The sequence below is a fragment of the Streptomyces venezuelae genome, from assembly GCF_008642375.1.
In the GTDB taxonomy this organism is placed as follows: domain Bacteria; phylum Actinomycetota; class Actinomycetes; order Streptomycetales; family Streptomycetaceae; genus Streptomyces; species Streptomyces venezuelae_G.
Map to the genome: position 1 here is coordinate 5462222 of NZ_CP029194.1, position 16718 is coordinate 5478939.

Annotated in this window: 17 protein-coding genes and 1 riboswitch; of the genes, 7 read left to right on the forward strand and 10 right to left on the reverse strand. The window is 70.1% G+C overall.

The features are described from left to right. Positions 1–27 precede the first annotated feature (27 nt). The gene (gene bcp, locus DEJ46_RS25130) at positions 28–501 is read right to left on the reverse strand and encodes a thioredoxin-dependent thiol peroxidase (RefSeq protein WP_150269866.1); all 474 of its coding nucleotides are present in this window, start codon (positions 499–501) and stop codon (positions 28–30) included. Between the two features lie 142 nt (positions 502–643). On the opposite strand from bcp, the gene DEJ46_RS25135 reads away from it, so the two are divergent. The 3 genes from DEJ46_RS25135 to DEJ46_RS25145 all read left to right on the forward strand — a co-directional run bounded on the left by DEJ46_RS25135 (position 644) and on the right by DEJ46_RS25145 (position 1820). Further along, positions 644–964, forward strand: a complete 321-nt coding sequence (locus DEJ46_RS25135) for a DUF3618 domain-containing protein (protein ID WP_150269868.1) — start codon at positions 644–646, stop codon at positions 962–964. A gap of 46 nt (positions 965–1010) precedes the next feature. Further along, positions 1011–1349, forward strand: a complete 339-nt coding sequence (locus tag DEJ46_RS25140; protein WP_017237090.1) for a GroES family chaperonin — start codon at positions 1011–1013, stop codon at positions 1347–1349. A 48-nt stretch (positions 1350–1397) separates the two neighbouring features. Continuing rightward, positions 1398–1466: riboswitch (guanidine-III (ykkC-III) riboswitch) on the forward strand. A gap of 33 nt (positions 1467–1499) precedes the next feature. After that, positions 1500–1820 carry a DMT family transporter gene (locus DEJ46_RS25145; RefSeq protein ID WP_028811654.1) on the forward strand — a complete coding sequence of 107 codons (321 nt, stop codon included), beginning with the start codon at positions 1500–1502 and terminating at the stop codon, positions 1818–1820. A gap of 46 nt (positions 1821–1866) precedes the next feature. Here DEJ46_RS25145 and DEJ46_RS25150 read toward each other — a convergent pair whose 3' ends face one another. Beyond that, entirely contained in the window at positions 1867–4071 is a 2205-nt protein-coding gene (locus tag DEJ46_RS25150; protein ID WP_150269870.1) for a transglycosylase domain-containing protein, read from the reverse strand. 195 nt (positions 4072–4266) lie between these two features. On the opposite strand from DEJ46_RS25150, the gene DEJ46_RS25155 reads away from it, so the two are divergent. From DEJ46_RS25155 to DEJ46_RS25170, 4 genes are all read left to right on the forward strand, one after another. Continuing rightward, positions 4267–5070, forward strand: coding sequence for an ABC transporter permease (locus tag DEJ46_RS25155; RefSeq protein ID WP_190623260.1), 804 nt, complete (start codon positions 4267–4269; stop codon positions 5068–5070). Positions 5071–5152: 82 nt separating this feature from the next. Further along, complete coding sequence (locus DEJ46_RS25160; RefSeq protein WP_150274747.1) at positions 5153–5929, forward strand: ABC transporter permease; 777 nt, start codon at positions 5153–5155, stop codon at positions 5927–5929. A 17-nt stretch (positions 5930–5946) separates the two neighbouring features. Further along, positions 5947–6927 (forward strand): ATP-binding cassette domain-containing protein, encoded by a 981-nt coding sequence (locus DEJ46_RS25165; protein ID WP_150274748.1) that lies wholly within the window; start codon positions 5947–5949, stop codon positions 6925–6927. Positions 6928–6939: 12 nt separating this feature from the next. Continuing rightward, positions 6940–8208, forward strand: a complete 1269-nt coding sequence (locus tag DEJ46_RS25170; protein ID WP_150269874.1) for a DUF445 domain-containing protein — start codon at positions 6940–6942, stop codon at positions 8206–8208. A 12-nt stretch (positions 8209–8220) separates the two neighbouring features. Here DEJ46_RS25170 and DEJ46_RS25175 read toward each other — a convergent pair whose 3' ends face one another. From DEJ46_RS25175 to DEJ46_RS25210, 8 genes are all read right to left on the reverse strand, one after another. After that, positions 8221–8520, reverse strand: a complete 300-nt coding sequence (locus DEJ46_RS25175; protein ID WP_150269876.1) for a hypothetical protein — start codon at positions 8518–8520, stop codon at positions 8221–8223. Between the two features lie 38 nt (positions 8521–8558). Continuing rightward, positions 8559–8927, reverse strand: a complete 369-nt coding sequence (locus DEJ46_RS39280) for a hypothetical protein (protein WP_190622875.1) — start codon at positions 8925–8927, stop codon at positions 8559–8561. Positions 8928–10451: 1524 nt separating this feature from the next. Next, complete coding sequence (locus DEJ46_RS25185) at positions 10452–11516, reverse strand: hypothetical protein (protein WP_223835070.1); 1065 nt, start codon at positions 11514–11516, stop codon at positions 10452–10454. Then, entirely contained in the window at positions 11510–12532 is a 1023-nt protein-coding gene (locus DEJ46_RS25190) for a glycosyltransferase (protein WP_150269878.1), read from the reverse strand. The genes DEJ46_RS25185 and DEJ46_RS25190 overlap by 7 nt, the downstream gene beginning before the upstream one ends. A 1-nt stretch (position 12533) precedes the next feature. After that, positions 12534–13826: a serine--tRNA ligase gene (gene serS, locus DEJ46_RS25195; protein WP_150269880.1), complete on the reverse strand. Its 1293-nt coding sequence runs from the start codon at positions 13824–13826 to the stop codon at positions 12534–12536. Continuing rightward, complete coding sequence (locus DEJ46_RS25200) at positions 13819–14535, reverse strand: histidine phosphatase family protein (protein ID WP_150269881.1); 717 nt, start codon at positions 14533–14535, stop codon at positions 13819–13821. Before DEJ46_RS25200 ends, serS begins: the two co-directional genes overlap by 8 nt. Beyond that, positions 14532–15458 (reverse strand): aminoglycoside phosphotransferase family protein, encoded by a 927-nt coding sequence (locus DEJ46_RS25205; protein ID WP_150269883.1) that lies wholly within the window; start codon positions 15456–15458, stop codon positions 14532–14534. The genes DEJ46_RS25200 and DEJ46_RS25205 overlap by 4 nt, the downstream gene beginning before the upstream one ends. Further along, on the reverse strand, positions 15458–16708 hold the full coding sequence (locus tag DEJ46_RS25210) for a methionine adenosyltransferase (protein ID WP_150269884.1): 1251 nt from the start codon (positions 16706–16708) through the stop codon (positions 15458–15460). Before DEJ46_RS25210 ends, DEJ46_RS25205 begins: the two co-directional genes overlap by 1 nt. Positions 16709–16718: the final 10 nt, after the last annotated feature.

Sequence of the window (16718 nt, forward strand, 5' to 3'; positions counted from 1 at the left end):
GGGGTGCGGGCCGTTCCAGGGGAGGCGTCAGGCCCCGACGCCCAGGTCCCTGATGATCTTGGCCACGTGGCCCGTCGCCTTCACGTTGTAGAAGGCGTGCTCGACCTTGCCGTCCTCGTCGACCACGACCGTCGAGCGGATCACGCCCGTCACGACCTTCCCGTACAGCTTCTTCTCGCCGAAGGCGCCGTACGCCTCCAGGGTCGTCTTGTCCGGGTCGCCGACCAGCGTGACCTTCAGGTTCTCCTTCTCGCGGAACTTCGCCAGCTTCTCCGGCTTGTCGGGGGACACGCCGATGACGTCGTAGCCCGCGCCTGCCAGCAGGTCCAGGTTGTCGGTGAAGTCGCAGGCCTGCTTCGTGCAGCCGGGGGTGAGGGCCGCCGGGTAGAAGTAGACGATGACCTTGCGGCCCTTGTGGTCCGCGAGGGAGACCTCGTTGCCGTCCGCGTCGGGCAGGGTGAAGGCGGGGGCGGTGTCGCCGGGCTGCAGTCGCTCGCTCATGGCTCGCTCTTCCTCGGGAGTGTTCGCGTACGCGTCCAGAGCCTAATGGCGGACGCCCAATGGGGGGCGGACGCGGCTCAGCGGGGGTGGAGCTGACACACTGTCCGTCAACGACCGGATACACGACTACGGAGGCAGCGCGGTGTCGGACGCCAGGACCCCTGCGCAGATCGAGGCGGACATCGTCCGCCGGCGCGAGCAGCTCGCCGTCACACTCGACGAGATCGGCATTCGGGTACACCCGAAGACGATCATCGGGGACGCCAAGGCCAAGGTCGCCTCGACGGTCGACCAGACCGCCGGGCGCGCCTTCGTCGCCGTCAACCGCGTCGTCTCCGACGTGAAGGCCCGCTTCACGCACGAGGACGGCGCGCCCCGTCTGGAGCGGGTCGTGCCGGTGGCGGTCGTCGCCGTCGCGGTGATCGGACTGATCGTTTCCTCGTCCCGTAAGCGCAAGGGATGACCCCTCCCCGCCACGGGCGACACGCCCGGGCAGGTAGGTTCGGACCGTGAGCGAGAACACGCACGACAAGCTGCCCATCCGGATGCTCCACGACCGGGTCCTGGTCCGCACCGACTCCCCCGAGGGGGAGCGGCGCTCCGGCGGCGGCATCCTGATCCCGGCGACCGCCGCCGTCGGCCGTCGCCTGTCCTGGGCCGAGGTGGTCGCGGTCGGCCAGAACGTCCGTACCGTCGAGATCGGTGACCGGGTGCTGTACGACCCGGAGGACCGTGCCGAGGTCGAGGTGCGGGGTGTCGCGTACGTACTGATGCGGGAGCGGGACCTGCACGCGGTGGCCGCGGACCGGTTCCAGGGCGCGACGGACTCGACCGGGCTGTATCTGTAGCCGAAGGCTTCCCGAGGCCCTGGTGACCATCGTCACCAGGGCCTTTGCTCGTTCTTTGCTAGCCTGGGGACACCCGACGAGACGCGCCGTACCGGGATGACGACAAGACGACGCACTCCTGTAGTTCCGTCTCGCGGAGGTGTCGTCGTCATGGCCTGGGTTCTTCTCGTGGTCGCGGGTCTGCTCGAAGTCGGCTGGTCGATCGGTATGAAGTACACCGACGGCTTCACGCGGCTCTGGCCCAGCGTGTTCACCGGCGCCGGGATCGTCGCCTCCATGCTGCTGCTGTCGCATGCCGCCAAGACGCTGCCGATCGGTACCGCGTACGGCGTGTGGGTGGGTATCGGCGCGGCCGGTGCGGCGGTGCTCGGCATGGTCGTGCTCGGTGAGCCGGCGACCGCCGCCCGGATCTTCTTCGTCTGTCTGCTGCTGGTCGCCGTGGTGGGGCTGAAGGCGACCTCCGGCCACTGACCCCGGCCACTGACCCCGGTCACCGGCCCCGGTCACCGGCCCTGGTTCATCGGCCCCGTACGGGTGGACGTGAGGGCAGGGGGCTGCGGGACACCTCGGCCTCGGCCCCCGGCCCCGCCTCGCCCGTGAGGTACGGGTCCCCCTGCTGGTTCTCCTGACCCTCCTGGTTGTCCTGGCTCTCCGGTCCGTCCGGCATCGGCGGCACCGGCGGCATCTCCTCCGCCCCCGGCATCAGCCGGAGGTCGAAGTCGCGCGGGGTGGTCCCCGCGAGCGCGTCCCGGGTGAACTGGGCCCAGATCTCGGCCGGCGCCCCGCCGCCGTTGATCCGGGGCAGTCCGAGCGCCCCGTACAGCGGTTCCTGCCGTCCCGACTCGGGGTCCTGGCCCATCAGTGCGACGACCGTCGCCAGCTCCGGTGTGAATCCCGCGAACCAGGCGGCCTTGTCGTCCTCCGCCGTGCCCGTCTTGCCCGCCGCCGGCCGCCCGGCGGCCTGCGCCGCCGTGCCCGTACCCGCCTCGACGACGCTCCGCAGGATCGACGTGGTCGTGTCGGCGGCCTCGCGGCTGACCGCCTGCCGGGCCTGCCGGGACGGCAGGTCGATCGTCCTGCCGCCCTTCGTGACGGCCTCGACGAGGGTGTGGCTGCCGTGCCGGCCGTGCGCGGCGAGCGTCGCGTAGGCCGAGGCCATGTCGAGGACGCTGGCGGTGGCCGGGCCGAGGGCGATGGAGGGGGAGGCGGTGAGGTCGGGGGTGGAGCCGGGCACACCGAGGGCGACGGCGGTCCGCCGGACGTGTGCGGGGCCGACGTCCACGGCCATCTGGGCGTACACGGCGTTCACCGACAGGTCGGTGGCCTCCCCGACGGCGATCTCGCCGTAACTGGCGTCGTCCTCGTTGGCGGGGTCGTACGGGCTGCCGCTCCAGCCCTCGACCGGGCGCCGGTTGGTCCCGTCGTAGAGGGTGTACGGGGTGATCGGCAGGCCGTGCTGGGTCTGCGCCCCGCTCTGTACGGCGGCGGTGAAGACGAAGGGCTTGAAGGTGGAGCCGACCTGGTAGTCGCGGCGGGTGGCGTTGTTGACGTACTGCTGGGTGTAGTCGATGCCGCCGTACATCGCGAGGACCTTGCCGGTTCCCGGGTCGACGGCCGCCGCTCCGACCCGTACGTAGCGGTCGGCGGGGTTGCGGTCGGGGTCGAGGCGGGAGATGACGCGGTCCTCGACGGCCTGGGCGAGTGTCTCCTGTTTGGCGCGGTCCAGGGTGGTGGTGATCCGGAAGCCGCCGCCGGCGAGGGTCTTCTCGTCGATGACGCCCTGGTCGGTCAGGTACTCCTCGACGGCCTGGACGAGATAGCCGCGCTGTCCGGAGAGGCCGGTGGCGGGGCGGGCGGTCTGGGGGAGGGGGAAGCGGGCGGCGGCGCGTTCGGCGCGGCCGAGCCAGCCCTCGGTGACCATGCCGTCGAGGACGTAGTTCCAGCGGGCGACGGCCTTGGCCCGGTTCTCGGGGTGGGTGGTGACGTCGTAGGCGCTGGGGGCCTTGAGGAGGGAGGCGAGGTACGCGCCTTCGGCGGTGTCGAGGCGTTCGACGTCCTTGCCGTAGTAGGCGCGGGCGGCGGCCTGGATCCCGTAGGCGTTCCGGCCGAAGTAGCTGGTGTTCAGGTAGCCCTGGAGGATCTCCTCCTCGGTCTTCTCGCGGCCCAGTTTGATCGCGATGAAGAACTCCTTGGCCTTGCGGCTGAGGGTCTGTTCCTGGCCGAGGTAGTAGTTCTTGACGTACTGCTGGGTGATGGTGGAGCCGGACTGGCGGCCCTTGCCGGTGACGGTGTTCCAGGCGGCGCGGACCATGGCCTTGGGGTCGACGGCGCGCGAGGTGTGGAAGTCGCGGTCCTCGGCGGCGAGGACGGCCTGGCGGACGCCCAGGGGGACCTGTTCGAGCCGGACGTTCTCGCGGTTGACCTCGCCGTCGCGGGCGATGGGGCTGCCGTCGCGGTAGAGGTAGACGTTGGACTGGGCGAGGGCGGCGGCGTTGGCCGGGGGGATCTTCACCAGGAGGTAGCCGGCGACGAAGGCCCCGCCGAGGAGCAGCGCGCCGAGGAGGGCGAGGCCGAACAGGGTCCGCAGGACGCGCCGGAGGCGCCGGGCGCGCGGGGGACGCTTCCGTGCGGGAGGTGGCGGAGCGGAGAGGGTGGGGTCCCTCGGCTCCCAGCCCGGGCCGGATGGCCGGGGGGTGTCACTCGTACCGGAGGAAGGGGGCATGGCACCTCATATTGCCCGGAAAGTGACGAAACTCCGGAATACGACCCGAATCGGCAGCGCCGAATCACGTGAAGTGAGGGGAAAATCGCTCGCGGTGTGTGGGGGCTCGCCGCTAGGGTCGTGCGCTTCGCCGTTTTTCGGCGCTTTCCGGATGACCTTCCGGAGGTGATCCAGGAGGGGGGAAGGGTTCGCATGCTGCGGCTGTACGCGACGGTGGCCGCGGGTGGCTTCCGGCGCCATGCCACCTACCGGGTGGCGACGGCGGCGGGGGTGTTCACCAACACCGTCTTCGGCCTCATCCTGTCGTACACGTACATCGCCCTGTGGGACGAACGCCCGCAGCTCGGCGGCTACTCCATGGACGACGCGCTCGCCTATGTGTGGATCGGCCAGGCGCTCATCACCGTGTGCGGCCTGATGGGCGGCGGCTTCGAGGAGGAGCTGATCGAGCGGATCAGGACCGGGGACATCGCGGTCGACCTCTACCGCCCCGTGGACCTCCAGACCTGGTGGTTCTCGGCCAACCTCGGCCGTTCGGCCTACCAGTTGCTCGGCCGCGGGGTCGTCCCGATGGCGGTGGGCGCGCTCGTCTTCGACTTCACGCTGCCCTCGGGCCCCGGGAGATGGCTCGCGTTCCTGGTGGCGGTGGCACTCGGCTCGATCGTCAGTTTCGCGATCTGGTACCTCGTCGCGATGAGCGCGTTCTGGCTGCTCGACGGCCAGGGCGTGCTGCAGGTGGCCTGGCTGGGCGGGCTGTTCTTCTCGGGGATGCTGCTCCCGCTGAACGTCTTCCCGGGCGCGCTGGGCGAGCTGGCGCGGATGCTGCCGTGGGCGTCGATGCTCCAGGTGCCGGCCGATGTGTACCTGGGGAAGTACGCGGGCGGGTGGGAGCTGGCGGGGGCGTACGCGTTCCAGGGGTGCTGGGCGCTGGTGCTGTTCGGGGCGGGGCGGGCGGCGCAGGCGGCGGCGACGCGGAAGGTGGTGGTGCAGGGTGGCTGACGCTGACGCTGACGTACTTCGTACGAGCGGGGCTTCCCGGCGTACTCACCCACTGGCGTCGGACTCCTGGCGCACGTACCGGATGGTCGCGGGGATGTGGATCCGGTCGACGATGGCGTACCGCTCCTCCTTCGCGCTGACCCTGGTCACCAGCTTCTGCGTCACCTTCTTCGACTTCGTCGTCATCCTGCTGATGTTCGGTCAGGTGAAGGGTCTTGGCGGCTTCTCCTTCGCGGAGGTCGCGTTCCTGTACGGGACGACGGGCACGTCGTTCGGTCTCGCGGACCTGACGATGGGGTCGCTCCAGCGGATGGGGAAGCGGGTCAGGGACGGCTCGCTCGACACGTTCCTGATGCGCCCGGCGCCGCTGCTCGCGCAGGTCGCGGCGGACAAGTTCGCGCTGCGCCGGTTCGGGCGGGTGGCGCAGGGGCTGTTCGTCCTGGTGTGGGCGCTGGTCCTGCTGGACGTGGCGTGGACGCCGGTGAAGGTGCTGCTGCTGCCGATGATGCTGGTCTGCGGGGCGGTGATCTTCGGGGCGGTGATGGTGCTGGGGGCGTCGGCCCTGTTCTGGGTGCAGGACGCGGCCGAGGTCACGAGCTCGTTCACGTACGGCGGGAACACCCTCCTCGGGTACCCGCCGACGATCTTCGCGCAGGAGCTGGTGCGGGGGGTTGTGTACGTCGTGCCGCTGGCGTTCGTGAACTGGCTGCCCGCGCTGTACGTCCTCGGCCGGCCGGCCCCGGCGGGCGTGCCGGGCTGGGCGGCCTTCGCGTCGCCGCTCGTGGCGGTGGTCTGCTGCGCGGTGGCGGGGACCGCGTGGCGGGCCGGAATCCGTTCGTACCGATCGACAGGAAGCTGAGTCCCGTGCAGACCTCTGTGCCCTTCATCGAACTCGACTCACTGGAGAAGATCTTCACGGTCCGCAGCAAGGCGGGCCTGCTGAAGCGGTCGAAACGCGAGGTCCGGGCGGTCGACGGCATCAGCTTCGGCGTCGAGCGCGGGGAGATGGTCGGCTACATCGGTCCGAACGGGGCCGGGAAGTCGACCACGATCAAGATGCTGACCGGCATCCTCACTCCCAGCGGGGGCCGGCTGCGGGTCGCGGGCATCGACCCGGCGCGGGAGCGCACCCGGCTGGCCCAGCGCATAGGGGTGGTGTTCGGCCAGCGGACGACGCTCTGGTGGGACCTGCCGCTGAGGGACTCGTACGGCCTGATGCACCGGATGTACCGGATCCCCGACGCCCGCTACCGCGAGAACCTCGACCGGTGTGTCGAGCTCCTCGACCTGGGCGAGCTGCTCGACGTCCCGGTCCGCCAGCTCTCCCTCGGCCAGCGGATGCGCGGCGACATCGCGGCGGCGCTGCTGCACGACCCGGAGGTGCTGTACCTGGACGAGCCGACGATCGGCCTGGACGTCGTGTCGAAGGCGAGGGTGCGGGAGTTTCTGCGGGAGCTGAACGCCTCCCAGGGCACGACGGTCCTGCTGACCACCCACGACCTCACGGACATCGAGCAGCTGTGCTCGCGGGTGATGGTCATCGACCACGGGAAGCTGATGTACGACGGGAAGCTGACCGGCCTGCACGCGGTGGGCGAGAGCGAACGGCTCCTGGTGGTGGACCTGGAGCGGGAGCTGCCCCCGATCGAGGACGTGCCGGGCGCCCGCTTCGTACGGTCGGAGGGACCCCGCCAGTACCTGGCCTTCCCGGCCTCGTCCTCGGCGGCTCCCCTGGTCGCCGCGGTCGCCGCCGCGTATCCCCTTGTCGACCTCTCGGTGCGGGAGCCCGACATCGAGGCCGTGATCGCGAAGATGTACGGGGGAACTCGCGAGGAGCGCCGGGAGTCCCTGATGTAGGAGGTCAGGCCCATGGTGAGTTTTTCGTACACGGCGGCGGACGAGGAGAAGAGCAGAGGCGTCCGGCGGATGAAGACGCTGGCGACGTCGCTGCTCGTCGGGGTGGCCGTGATCTACGCCCTCGCGACCTGGGCGGAGAACGCGGGCTGGGGCGCCTGGACGGGCTATGTCGCCGCCGCCGCGGAGGCGGGCATGGTCGGCGCACTGGCGGACTGGTTCGCGGTGACGGCCCTCTTCCGGCACCCACTCGGCCTGCCGATCCCGCACACGGCGATCATCCCGACGAAGAAGGACCAGCTGGGAGCCTCGCTGGGCTCGTTCGTCGGCGAGAACTTCCTCTCGGCGGATGTCGTACGGGGCCGGCTGGCGGCGTTCGGAATCGGGCGGCGCCTCGGTTCATGGCTGGCGGACCCGGCCCATGCGGACCGGGTGACGGCGGAGGCGTCGACGGCGCTGCGCGGCGCGCTGACGGTCCTGCGGGACTCGGACGTGCAGGCGGTCGTGGGCGAGGCGATCACGCGCCGGGCCGAGTCGGCGGAGATCGCCCCGGGCCTGGGCAAGACCCTGGAGAAGATCGTCGCGGACGGGGCGCACCGCCGGGCGGTGGACCTGGTCTGCACCCGGGCGCACGACTGGCTGGTGACCCACGGCGAGTCGGTGATGGACGCGGTGCAGGGCGGCGCGCCGGGCTGGACGCCGCGCTTCGTCGACAAGCGCATCGGCGAGCGCGTCTACAAGGAACTCCTCCGCTTCGTGACGGAGATGCGGGACATGCCGACGCACCCGGCGCGCGGCGCGATCGACCGCTTCCTGACGGACTTCGCGGCCGACCTCCAGGCGGACACGGACACGAGGGTCCGTGTCGAGCGCCTGAAGTCGGACCTGCTGGCCCGTCCGGAGATCCAGGACATCATCGCCTCTGCCTGGTCCTCGATCCGCAACCTGATCATCGCGGCGGCCGAGGACGACCGCAGCCAGCTCCGCCTGCGCGCCCGCGCCTCGCTGATGTCCCTGGGCAACCGCCTGGCGACGGACACCCGCCTCCAGGCGAAGGTCGAGGGCTGGGCGGAGGACGCGGCGACGTACGTCGTCACCACCTACCGCCACGAGATCACATCCCTGATCACGGACACGGTCGCCGGCTGGGACGCCACCCAGACCTCGAAGAAGATCGAGGCCAACATCGGCCGCGACCTCCAGTTCATCCGCATCAACGGCACGGTGGTGGGCGCCCTGGCGGGCCTCCTGATCTACACGTTCAGCCACGCGCTGGGGGGCTGAACGGGGTGACTCCTACTTCCCGCGGGTGACGGCCCAGGAGGCGGCGGCGACACCCCCGGCCACGGAGAACACCGCGGGCCAGGCCCCGATCTTCTTCGCAAGCGGATGCGACCCGGCGAACGCGGCGACGTACGCGGCCGTCAGCCCGGCAGCCGCCTTCCCACCCACCACCTGCTGCCACTCCCGAGCAGCCACCCCACCGGCCACGGCCAGCACGACCCCACCGAGCGGCCGCTTCTTGGTCCACCGAGCAACGGCGTAACCGCCCACGAGTCCGGCGGCGGCTATGGCGGGGGAGGGGATGCGGGGCATGGTGGGGCCTTTCGGATCGACGGGGTCGTCCTTCGAGCCTACGAGGGCGTGCGTACGTGCTCCCCGCCGGGCAGTGACTTCGGCTCGTTACGGGTGGGCGTGGCGCATTCGGCGCACAGGGTCTCATCGGCGAGCGGCCGGAACAGCATGGGTTGCGTGTGCTGGCCGGTGCACTCGCGTGTGCCTTCGAGGCGGACGGAGAGCCGGATCGGGGTGGGGGTAGGCGTGGGTGGGGTCGGCAGGGTGCGGGGTGGGACGTCGCGGAGGAGGTAGCGGACGAGTCCGCCGGGTCGGTGTACGGGTGTCCCGGTGCCGGGCAGGCCGCGGAGGACGTGTTCGTGGACGTCAGCGGACGAGTGTCCGGAGTCGAGCCAGCGGGCTGCGAGGCGGGCGAGTTCGTCGCGCATGCCGGGCGGAATGTGGCGGAGGGCGGGGGAGAGGAGGGGAAGGACACCGATAAGAGCGCGGCCCTCTTCGAGATGGGGGCTGGTAGGCGTTCCGTCGGCAGGTACGGGGGCAGGCGCAGGCTCATGGACGGCCTCGGCCGGCTCGGCCGGAAGGTTGGAGGTGTCATTCCTCAGGTGTTTATCTGGATGACCGTCGGCCGACGGGGTGGTCGGCCGACCGGCGGCCGGTTTCCGGGGACTCGGTACGACCTGCGGGATGACGCGGTCAGTGCAGGCGAGGACGGGTGTCCGGGCGAGGAGCTTGGCGGCCTCGTCCGAGGTCAACGGGGTACTGGAGACGAGCTGTTGGGTAACCCAGCGCCCACCGGGTCCCTGAACTCGCCGTTCGTGGACGAATCCCTCCTCCTTGAGCTGCCGCTTGGCGCGGGTGAAGGCGCATCCCCCGATCCGGGCACGTTTGGCGGTCGCGGAAAACGACTCGCGTGCGTCCTGGGGGAGGGAGAGCTGCCAGGTCAGGAGTCGAACGGCGTCAGAACTGAGCCGAGGATGCCGAATGATCTCGTGCGAGAACTGACTGAAGGCACGCGAAGGCGCGTTAAAGTGCCGGTAGATCACGGTGGACGCCTATTCCACTAGTGGTTCAGGCCCTCGTGATGGCGCCAACCGTCGCGAGGGCCGTTTTGCGCGAACGTACCGCACGGAGTGTGTCCGGATGGTTGTGTTGAGTGGAGAGCGCTCGTGTGGGTGAAGGAGAGGCTCGACAGGTCTGGGCAGCAGTTCTGCCTCGGGTGCGGCCGCCCTCTTTCCGAGTGTGGCGGCCTCCACCACCGCATCAAGGGCGCTCCCGTTGGTCGCGTCGGCGAAGCCGATGGCCTGCGGCCACCCTTGACCCGGCGGCGGAGGCCGCCATTTCACACTCGGAGGGCGGCCGGGGGCGTGGCCACGCGGGGGCCCGGGCATCGGTCGGGGGTCGGACGGCGCCTGGCAGGCCAGTGGGTGGGGGCTTGGCTCGTAGCCGGGGAGGGCGGGCACCTTCCTGCGGTCCGGGGTGCGCGGTTGTTGAATGGGGCAGCCGGTCCCGGCTCAGCGGCGAACGGCCGTCGGCGGGTTGGGATTCAGGCCCCGCTGGTCACTCCCGGTGGGGCCTGAATCCCAACGAACCATCGACTGGCCGCCGCTAATCGCCGCCCGGCTACCCCATTCGACAACCGCGCACCCCGAACCCACCGAAGAGCACCACGCTCCCCCCACCAGCCTGCATGACGCTCTCCGGCCCCGGATACTGCCCGGGCCCCCTGCGACCCCGGCCCCGGACCGCCCTCCGAGAGGTCTTTCGCACCTGGAGGCACCGGGTCAAGGGTGGCCGCAGGCCATCGGCGGAGCCGACTTGCCCTTGATGCGGTGGTGGAAGGTGCGACTCTCGGAAAGAGGGCGGTCCCACCAGAAGCCCATGAAGCAGGCTCACTCGAAGGGGCCTGCCCCAACCCGAAGCCAGATGTCGTGCTGGAGGCGCTGCCCCGGTCCTCAGCGGGCAATGCCGGCGTGGAGTTCGGGCTGATGAGTGGGGAGTTCTCGACGGAGTTGCAGCGCCTTCAGTCTGGCAATCTCACCGTCGATAGCTAGTACGACTTGCGGCCACGGCAGACTCAATGGGCTGAAGAGGTCCCAGAACGGATACGCGAATCGTGCCAGGGCGCTGACGCCCAGACGTGCCGCCCGGGCATCGATCGCGCTGATCGCCCTTCGGGTTGCCTGTCCAGCTCCGCGCGAGGCCGGGAGAATTCCGTTCCCGACGAGGAGGGTGGCCGTGCGGACCGCGTCCAATGTTCTAGCGGGTACTCCTTCACTGAACGGGCCGTAGACGAGCGGGCTCCAGTCGGCGCGTGTGCGAGCCCACGCAAGGCGCTCCAGTCCGGTGCCGAGGTCGACGGCCAGGCGGTGGGGGTGGGCGGTGTTCCACAGCAGGACTATGTCGCCGAGCGTGAGGTCGAGGTGCCGGAATCGCAATGTGATGCCTTCGACCTGCCGTCGGCGCCATGGGGCGAGCGTGCCGTAGATGCTCAGGTGGCGGGCGTGGAAGCCGATCTGGGACAGGACGGTGAGCCAGCCGTCGAGGATGGCGCCGTACTCGTCCATGCTCTGTATGGGCTGGACCCGGGAGATGTTGACGAAGGAGGTCAGGAAGCCGTCCTTCAACTCACCTGCGGCGTCCCGGTGGCCCGTGAAGCGGACGACCGGCTGAGGAATGAATCCGCGCCGGTAGGTTCGGAGTTGGCCGTCTTTGAGGAGCGGGTCGAGCGCCTGGACGGCGGAGATGGTCAGCTCGGTCTCACGCCCCCAACGCAGAGGGAGGCAGACGTCACGAGGGGCGCCGTCCCGCGCGAAGCCGAGCTCCAGGGAGTTGAGCAGCTCCCGCCACGTGGGCGGTCTGCGCGGCGGTCGGTAGGGCGTTCCGCGATGCGGGTGAGCGATCTCGATGTGAGGGCCATCGACGGTGAACTCCCAGTGAGGACCTAACGCGGCGCGCAGTACGTCAGGTATCCGCTGGGCCAGCTCGTCTCCGACGGAGCCGGTCGCGCGGGTCAGCACGGCAGGGTCGCCATCGCCCGGAAGTGGCGCACCGGGTCGAAGCGCTGCATCCCCACGGCCTGGACGCGGCGGTGGTCGAGGCTTTCCGCCTGTTCGATGGCGTCGGCGAGTCTCTGCGCCGCGGTCTCGTCGTCCTCTTCCGGGTCGACGGTGGCGACCACGCCGGTCTCATTGCACAAGGCGGCCTGGGCGCATGTTCCGTCCCGCCAGGTCAGGGCGGCCATGGGCGTGCCAGCGCGGAGGGATTCTCCGAAGATGGCGGCGCCGGCTTCCACGTAGGGCCGGGCGTAGGTGTAGACGAAGACGGACGCCTCGGCGATGGCGGCGGTCTTGGCCGGGCCGCCGAGTTCGCCGATCCACTTCACGTGGTCGGCGGTGAGGAGGCGCTCATACCGACGGACGTACGTCTCGTCGAAGACGGGGCCGACGATCCGGATTCGACGGCCGAGGATCTGCGCGGCTCGGGCGGCAATGTGTGGCGCCTTGTCCTCGTCGATCCGGCCGAGCCAGACGAGGTCGGCGCCGGCAACGGCCGGTGGCTCCTCCTCGTTGAGGCCGAGGTGGACGGCGAGTTCGGGGATCGGTCGATGCTTCGCGTACCGCTCCATCATTTCGGGCGAGTAGCAGTAGAGCCGCGACCGTCGGCCGTCGAAGGCGGTGGGGTTGTGCTCGAAGACCGGCGAGTGCTGGAAAGTCGCGACGTCGCAGTCCAGCTCACTCCAGGTGCGCGTCCAGCCGGGAAGCGAAGGGTATTCGTGGCCGACTACCAGGAGGTCGTACCCGCTGTCGCGCAGCTCGCGTTCGGCGAGCGTTCCGGGGTTGAGGTCCTCCAGGCGGACCGGCTTGCGGACCCAGTCGTTCTCCAGGTCCGCAAGCCAGCCCGGCCCGAGGAGGTGTACGTCGGCGCCTGCGGCCCGGGCGCCTACGGCGACCGCCCACAGCCATCGTTCGATCCCGCCGTAGCCGGCGGGCGGAAAGGCGTAGCTACCAGGGAAATCGCAGACGCCGACGAGCACGTTATGCCTCCGGTGTTCCGTCCGCCTTGATCCGGCGGAAGCCGAGGTACGGGAAGAGGGATTCGGGAAGGACGAGCGAGCCGTCCTCCTGCTGACACTGTTCGAGGAGCGCGGCCAGCGTGCGGCCGACGGGCAGACCGGAGCCGTTGAGGGTGGCGACGAGCTTGGGCTTGCCGTCCTCGCCTCGGGTCCGGATGTTCGCCCGGCGGGCCTGGAAGGTGCCGAAGTTGGAGACCGAGGAGATCTCCCGGTACGTGTTCTGGCTCGGGATCCAGACCTCGATGTCGTACGTGAGCTGGGCAGAGAAGCCCGTGTCGCCGGCAGGCAGCTTGATGACCCGGTAGGCGAGGCCGAGCTCCTTGAGGCACGCCTCGGCGTGGCCGACCATCGCCTCCAGCTCGGCGTCCGCCGTCTCCGGGTCGACGATCTTGACCATCTCGACCTTGGCGAACTGGTGCTGGCGGATCAGACCGCGGGTGTCCCGGCCGTACGAGCCGGCCTCGGAGCGGAAGCACGGAGTGTGGGCGGTCATGGCCAGAGGCAGCTCGGCCGGCGGGATGATCTCGTCGGCGTAGAGGTTGGTCAGCGGGACCTCGGCCGTCGGGATGAGGAAGAGCTCGCGGTCGGCGACGCCGGTCTTGAACAGATCCTCCTCGAACTTCGGCAGCTGGCCGGTACCGGTCATGGTCTTGCGGGTGACCAGGTAGGGAACCGCGTACTCGGTGTACCCGTGGCGGCGGGTGTGGATGTCGAGGAAGAGCGTGGCCAGCGCCCGCTCCAGAGCGGCGCCGGCGCCGCGCGAGACCGCGAAGCGCGGCCCGGACAGCTTGGTCGCCCTGCCGAAGTCGAGGAGGCCGGTGGCCTCACCGAGATCGACATGGTCCTTCGGCTCGAACGCGAAGGCGGGAGGAGTGCCGACGCGCCGGATCTCCACAGCGAACTCCTCGGAGTCACCGTCGGGGGCCGAGTCGTCCGGCAGGTTCGGGATGCTCAGGAGCAGGTCGCGCAGCTGGCTCTCGATCCCTTCCTGGCCGGCCTCGATCTCGCGGATCTGGTCCTTCAGCTCGCGGGCGCGCTCCTTGAGCTTGCTGATGTCGCCGCCCTGCTTGGCCGTCTGCTGGACCTCGCTCGCCACTCGCTTGGACTCTGCCCGCAGCTCGTCGGCCGAGCGGATGTTCTGGTTCCGACGAGACTGGAGGGACTCCAGCTCGGACAGGTCCAGGGAGTAACCGCGACGAGCGAGCCGACGAACCGCGTCGGCACCCATGTCGATCAGGGCGCGGGCATCATGCATGAGGAAGATCCTTCTGATCCTGCGAGTGGGATGGGGATACGGAATCGACGGTAGCAACCGCCGAGCCGTCCCCGTTCCGGAATATCCCCCAGTCACCGATGCCGCCGGTACGGCCCTGAACGCCAGTTTCAAGATCGTTCATCAGCGTTGCGATGAATTCCGGCAGCTCCATGTCCGGGATCGTGAAGGGCTCGACGTACGGCGCCTCCGGAAAGAACAGGGGCATGGCCTCGTCGGGAGCCCGGTCACGGTGCCACAGGAGCACCGAGACCAGCAGCCCGTGGGCCACCAGGACGCGTGGACCGGGATGCTCCAGGGCCGCGAGCACCCCGGTGAGCATCCTGCGGATGCCCTCACGCTGCGACTCGCTCCCGCCGGGCGGGCGCTTGTGGGTGCCGTCGCCGTCGAGCCAGACGGCGTACTCCAGGAACGGTTTTCCCTCGAATTCCCCGTAGTCGAGTTCGTTCAGCCGAGGATCGATGACCAGTTCCGGCCCGGGGACACCCATCAGCAGGTTGGCAGTCTGCTGGGCGCGGGGGAATTCGCTGGCCAGCCACGTTTTCACGCTGTGGAGGGGCACGCTGCTCCATCCCTTGTTCAGCGACCGGCGGCCTTCATCGCTCAGGCGGATGGGCTTGGTCGGATCGCCGTTGACGAGATAGCGCCGGCTGTAGTTCGTCTGTCCGTGGCGGAGGACGTACGTCGTCATGATCGGTTCCTTGGGGTCGGCGCCGACAGCCATGGGAGGACGTCGGCCATCCTCGGCGCGCGCGGATCACCGGTGTCGAGGTAGAAGAGCAGGCCGTCCAGGGCCAGGGCCCTGCACCATGGCGCCAGGACGGGCACGGGGATACGGGAGACCCGGGCCGCTGCGGCCAGGCGAGCGTCTGTGCCGTGTCCGAGGTCGTAGTACACGGTCCAGAAGGCCCAGTCGAAGGCCGCGTCGCCCACCATCGGAAGGGGATCGATGAGGCGGGGGTGGCCCAGCCAGTCGAAGAGCACGTTCTCGCGGTAGAGATCCGCGTGCAGGACGGTGGACCGAGCGGAGTCCTCCTCCAGGGTCACGAGGGCCGGGAGGGCCGCGTCGACGTGCTCCTGCCACGGGCCGACGTCGACCGATGCCAGTCGGCGCCGCACCCGGGGGCGTACCTCCTGGTGGAGGTACGCGGTCAGGGAAGGAAGCTCACGCAGCCGGCTCCGACGGCGGCCGAAGGTGTGGAGTCCCTGGAGGGCGGCGGCCACGGTCGGAAGCTCGCGAGGCGGTCGGTCACCACCACCGGGGCGGCCTCCGACCATCTCCAAGGCCGCCACGGCCAGGTCGTCCGCCGCCTCGACGACGCCTGCCGTCGGCCCGCCCGCCCACAGGCGTAAGGCGGTGACCTCGTTGCGGAACCGGGCGGGATCGGCCCACGCCTTGAGAAGCAGCGGACGTCCGTCGAGGGTTCCGGCCGTGACGACCACCGAGGCGTGTCCGGCGTCGTGGTACGTCCCGAGTGTGAGCTTCCAGCGCTCCGCCGCGCGCTCCATCAGCCTGGGCGCGGCGTCGAGCCAGCCGGAGACTCCCGGGCCGTAGTGCGTGACCAGCCGCCGTCGGCATTCCTCGGAGACCTCGCCGAGCGTCCGCCTCTCCATCAGCTCAGCACGATCCCGTCGGAGACCAGCTCGTCTGTCAGCGCCGGGAACTCGTCCATGGCCTGCGCCACCAGGGCCTGGACCTTGTCCACCTCGGCGTCCGGGGACGACAGACGCACGAGGACGCGCCACGGCTGGTCGAGGCGCTGCCCGGTCGTGCTCACCAGGTGGACCTCGGCGTGGCCGTCCGTCGCCTCGTGAAGCCGCTCGGCGAGCCGGCGGGCGGCGATGTTGTAGAGCTTGCCCACGTGGTAGACGGGGTTCTTGCCGTTGGCACCCTCCAGGTTCATCGGCCGCAGGGGCGTGATGAGGCCGTTGACGCGGTTGCCGCGGCCGACGACGCCCTCGTCACCGGACTCGATCGAGCTGCCGGTGTACGTGAGGTACAGCTCGTCCTTCTCCGGCACATCGCGAGCGTTGAGGCGGAAGCGCGTCTCGGCGCCGGGCAGCCGGAGGCCGGCCAGCCGGTGGCACTCGGCGAGGACGCTCTCGGTGTTGCGCACGTACTCCGCGCGGCTGGCGACGAGCCGCGACTTCTGCGGGACGCAGAGGACGACGTCCGCCTGCTCGCCGTCCCAGTAGCCCATGAGCTTCACGTCCGATCCGCACCACGCGTGCGAGAGGGTGAAGTCGCTCTCGCCGGAGAAGTGATCGACCAGCTCGCGCACGAACGACTCGAAGGCGTTCTCCGGCGCCCAGCCCGTTCCCAGGGACGTGTCGTTGGACAGTCGCACCCGCCGCTCCCGCAGGTCCTCGATCGACCGCGGGTTGAACCACCGCGTCCGGTCGGGCAGCTCGTCGCCCGTGAGGACGGCGCCGGGGCTGGAGTTACTGGTGATGTTGAAGGTGATGTCCAGGTGGTCCGAGACCTCGGGAAGCCGACGGGCGAAGAACGCCCGCACCTCGGCCTCCACGATCTCCTCGACAGGGATCCGCTCGCCGCCGCACATGGGCGCGGCACGCCCGTTGACGAGGACCCTGACGGGGGCGGTCATCCGGCCGGCGCCGTAGCGGACTTCGCTCGCGCCGCCGAGAAGGGCGAGCTTGTCGAAGTTGTGGTGAAGCACCGCGCCGAAGCGCTCGACGGTGTAGCGGCTGTACGCGCGGGACAGCCGCTCGGCGAGGTGGTCGGCGAGGGTGTCGGGGTGGCCGAGGCCCTTGCGCTCGACGATGGTCGTGGCCGGCGGGTGGGCCACTCCGGTGTCGATCACGAGGTGGGTGTTGCCGAGGATCGTGCTCGTTCGGGACATCAGGATCCCT

Bases quoted from the DNA above. Each gene is read 5' to 3' on its own strand.
- serS (WP_150269880.1), bottom strand. From the start codon at position 13,826: ATGCATGATGCCCGCGCCCTGATCGACATGGGTGCCGACGCGGTTCGT.
- DEJ46_RS25205 (WP_150269883.1), bottom strand. From the start codon at position 15,458: ATGGAGAGGCGGACGCTCGGCGAGGTCTCCGAGGAATGCCGACGGCGG.
- DEJ46_RS25160 (WP_150274747.1), top strand. From the start codon at position 5,153: ATGGTCGCGGGGATGTGGATCCGGTCGACGATGGCGTACCGCTCCTCC.
- bcp (WP_150269866.1), bottom strand. From the start codon at position 501: ATGAGCGAGCGACTGCAGCCCGGCGACACCGCCCCCGCCTTCACCCTG.
- DEJ46_RS25145 (WP_028811654.1), top strand. From the start codon at position 1,500: ATGGCCTGGGTTCTTCTCGTGGTCGCGGGTCTGCTCGAAGTCGGCTGG.
- DEJ46_RS39280 (WP_190622875.1), bottom strand. From the start codon at position 8,927: ATGCGCGACGAACTCGCCCGCCTCGCAGCCCGCTGGCTCGACTCCGGA.
- DEJ46_RS25210 (WP_150269884.1), bottom strand. From the start codon at position 16,708: ATGTCCCGAACGAGCACGATCCTCGGCAACACCCACCTCGTGATCGAC.
- DEJ46_RS25170 (WP_150269874.1), top strand. From the start codon at position 6,940: ATGGTGAGTTTTTCGTACACGGCGGCGGACGAGGAGAAGAGCAGAGGC.
- DEJ46_RS25175 (WP_150269876.1), bottom strand. From the start codon at position 8,520: ATGCCCCGCATCCCCTCCCCCGCCATAGCCGCCGCCGGACTCGTGGGC.
- DEJ46_RS25200 (WP_150269881.1), bottom strand. From the start codon at position 14,535: ATGACGACGTACGTCCTCCGCCACGGACAGACGAACTACAGCCGGCGC.
- DEJ46_RS25150 (WP_150269870.1), bottom strand. From the start codon at position 4,071: ATGCCCCCTTCCTCCGGTACGAGTGACACCCCCCGGCCATCCGGCCCG.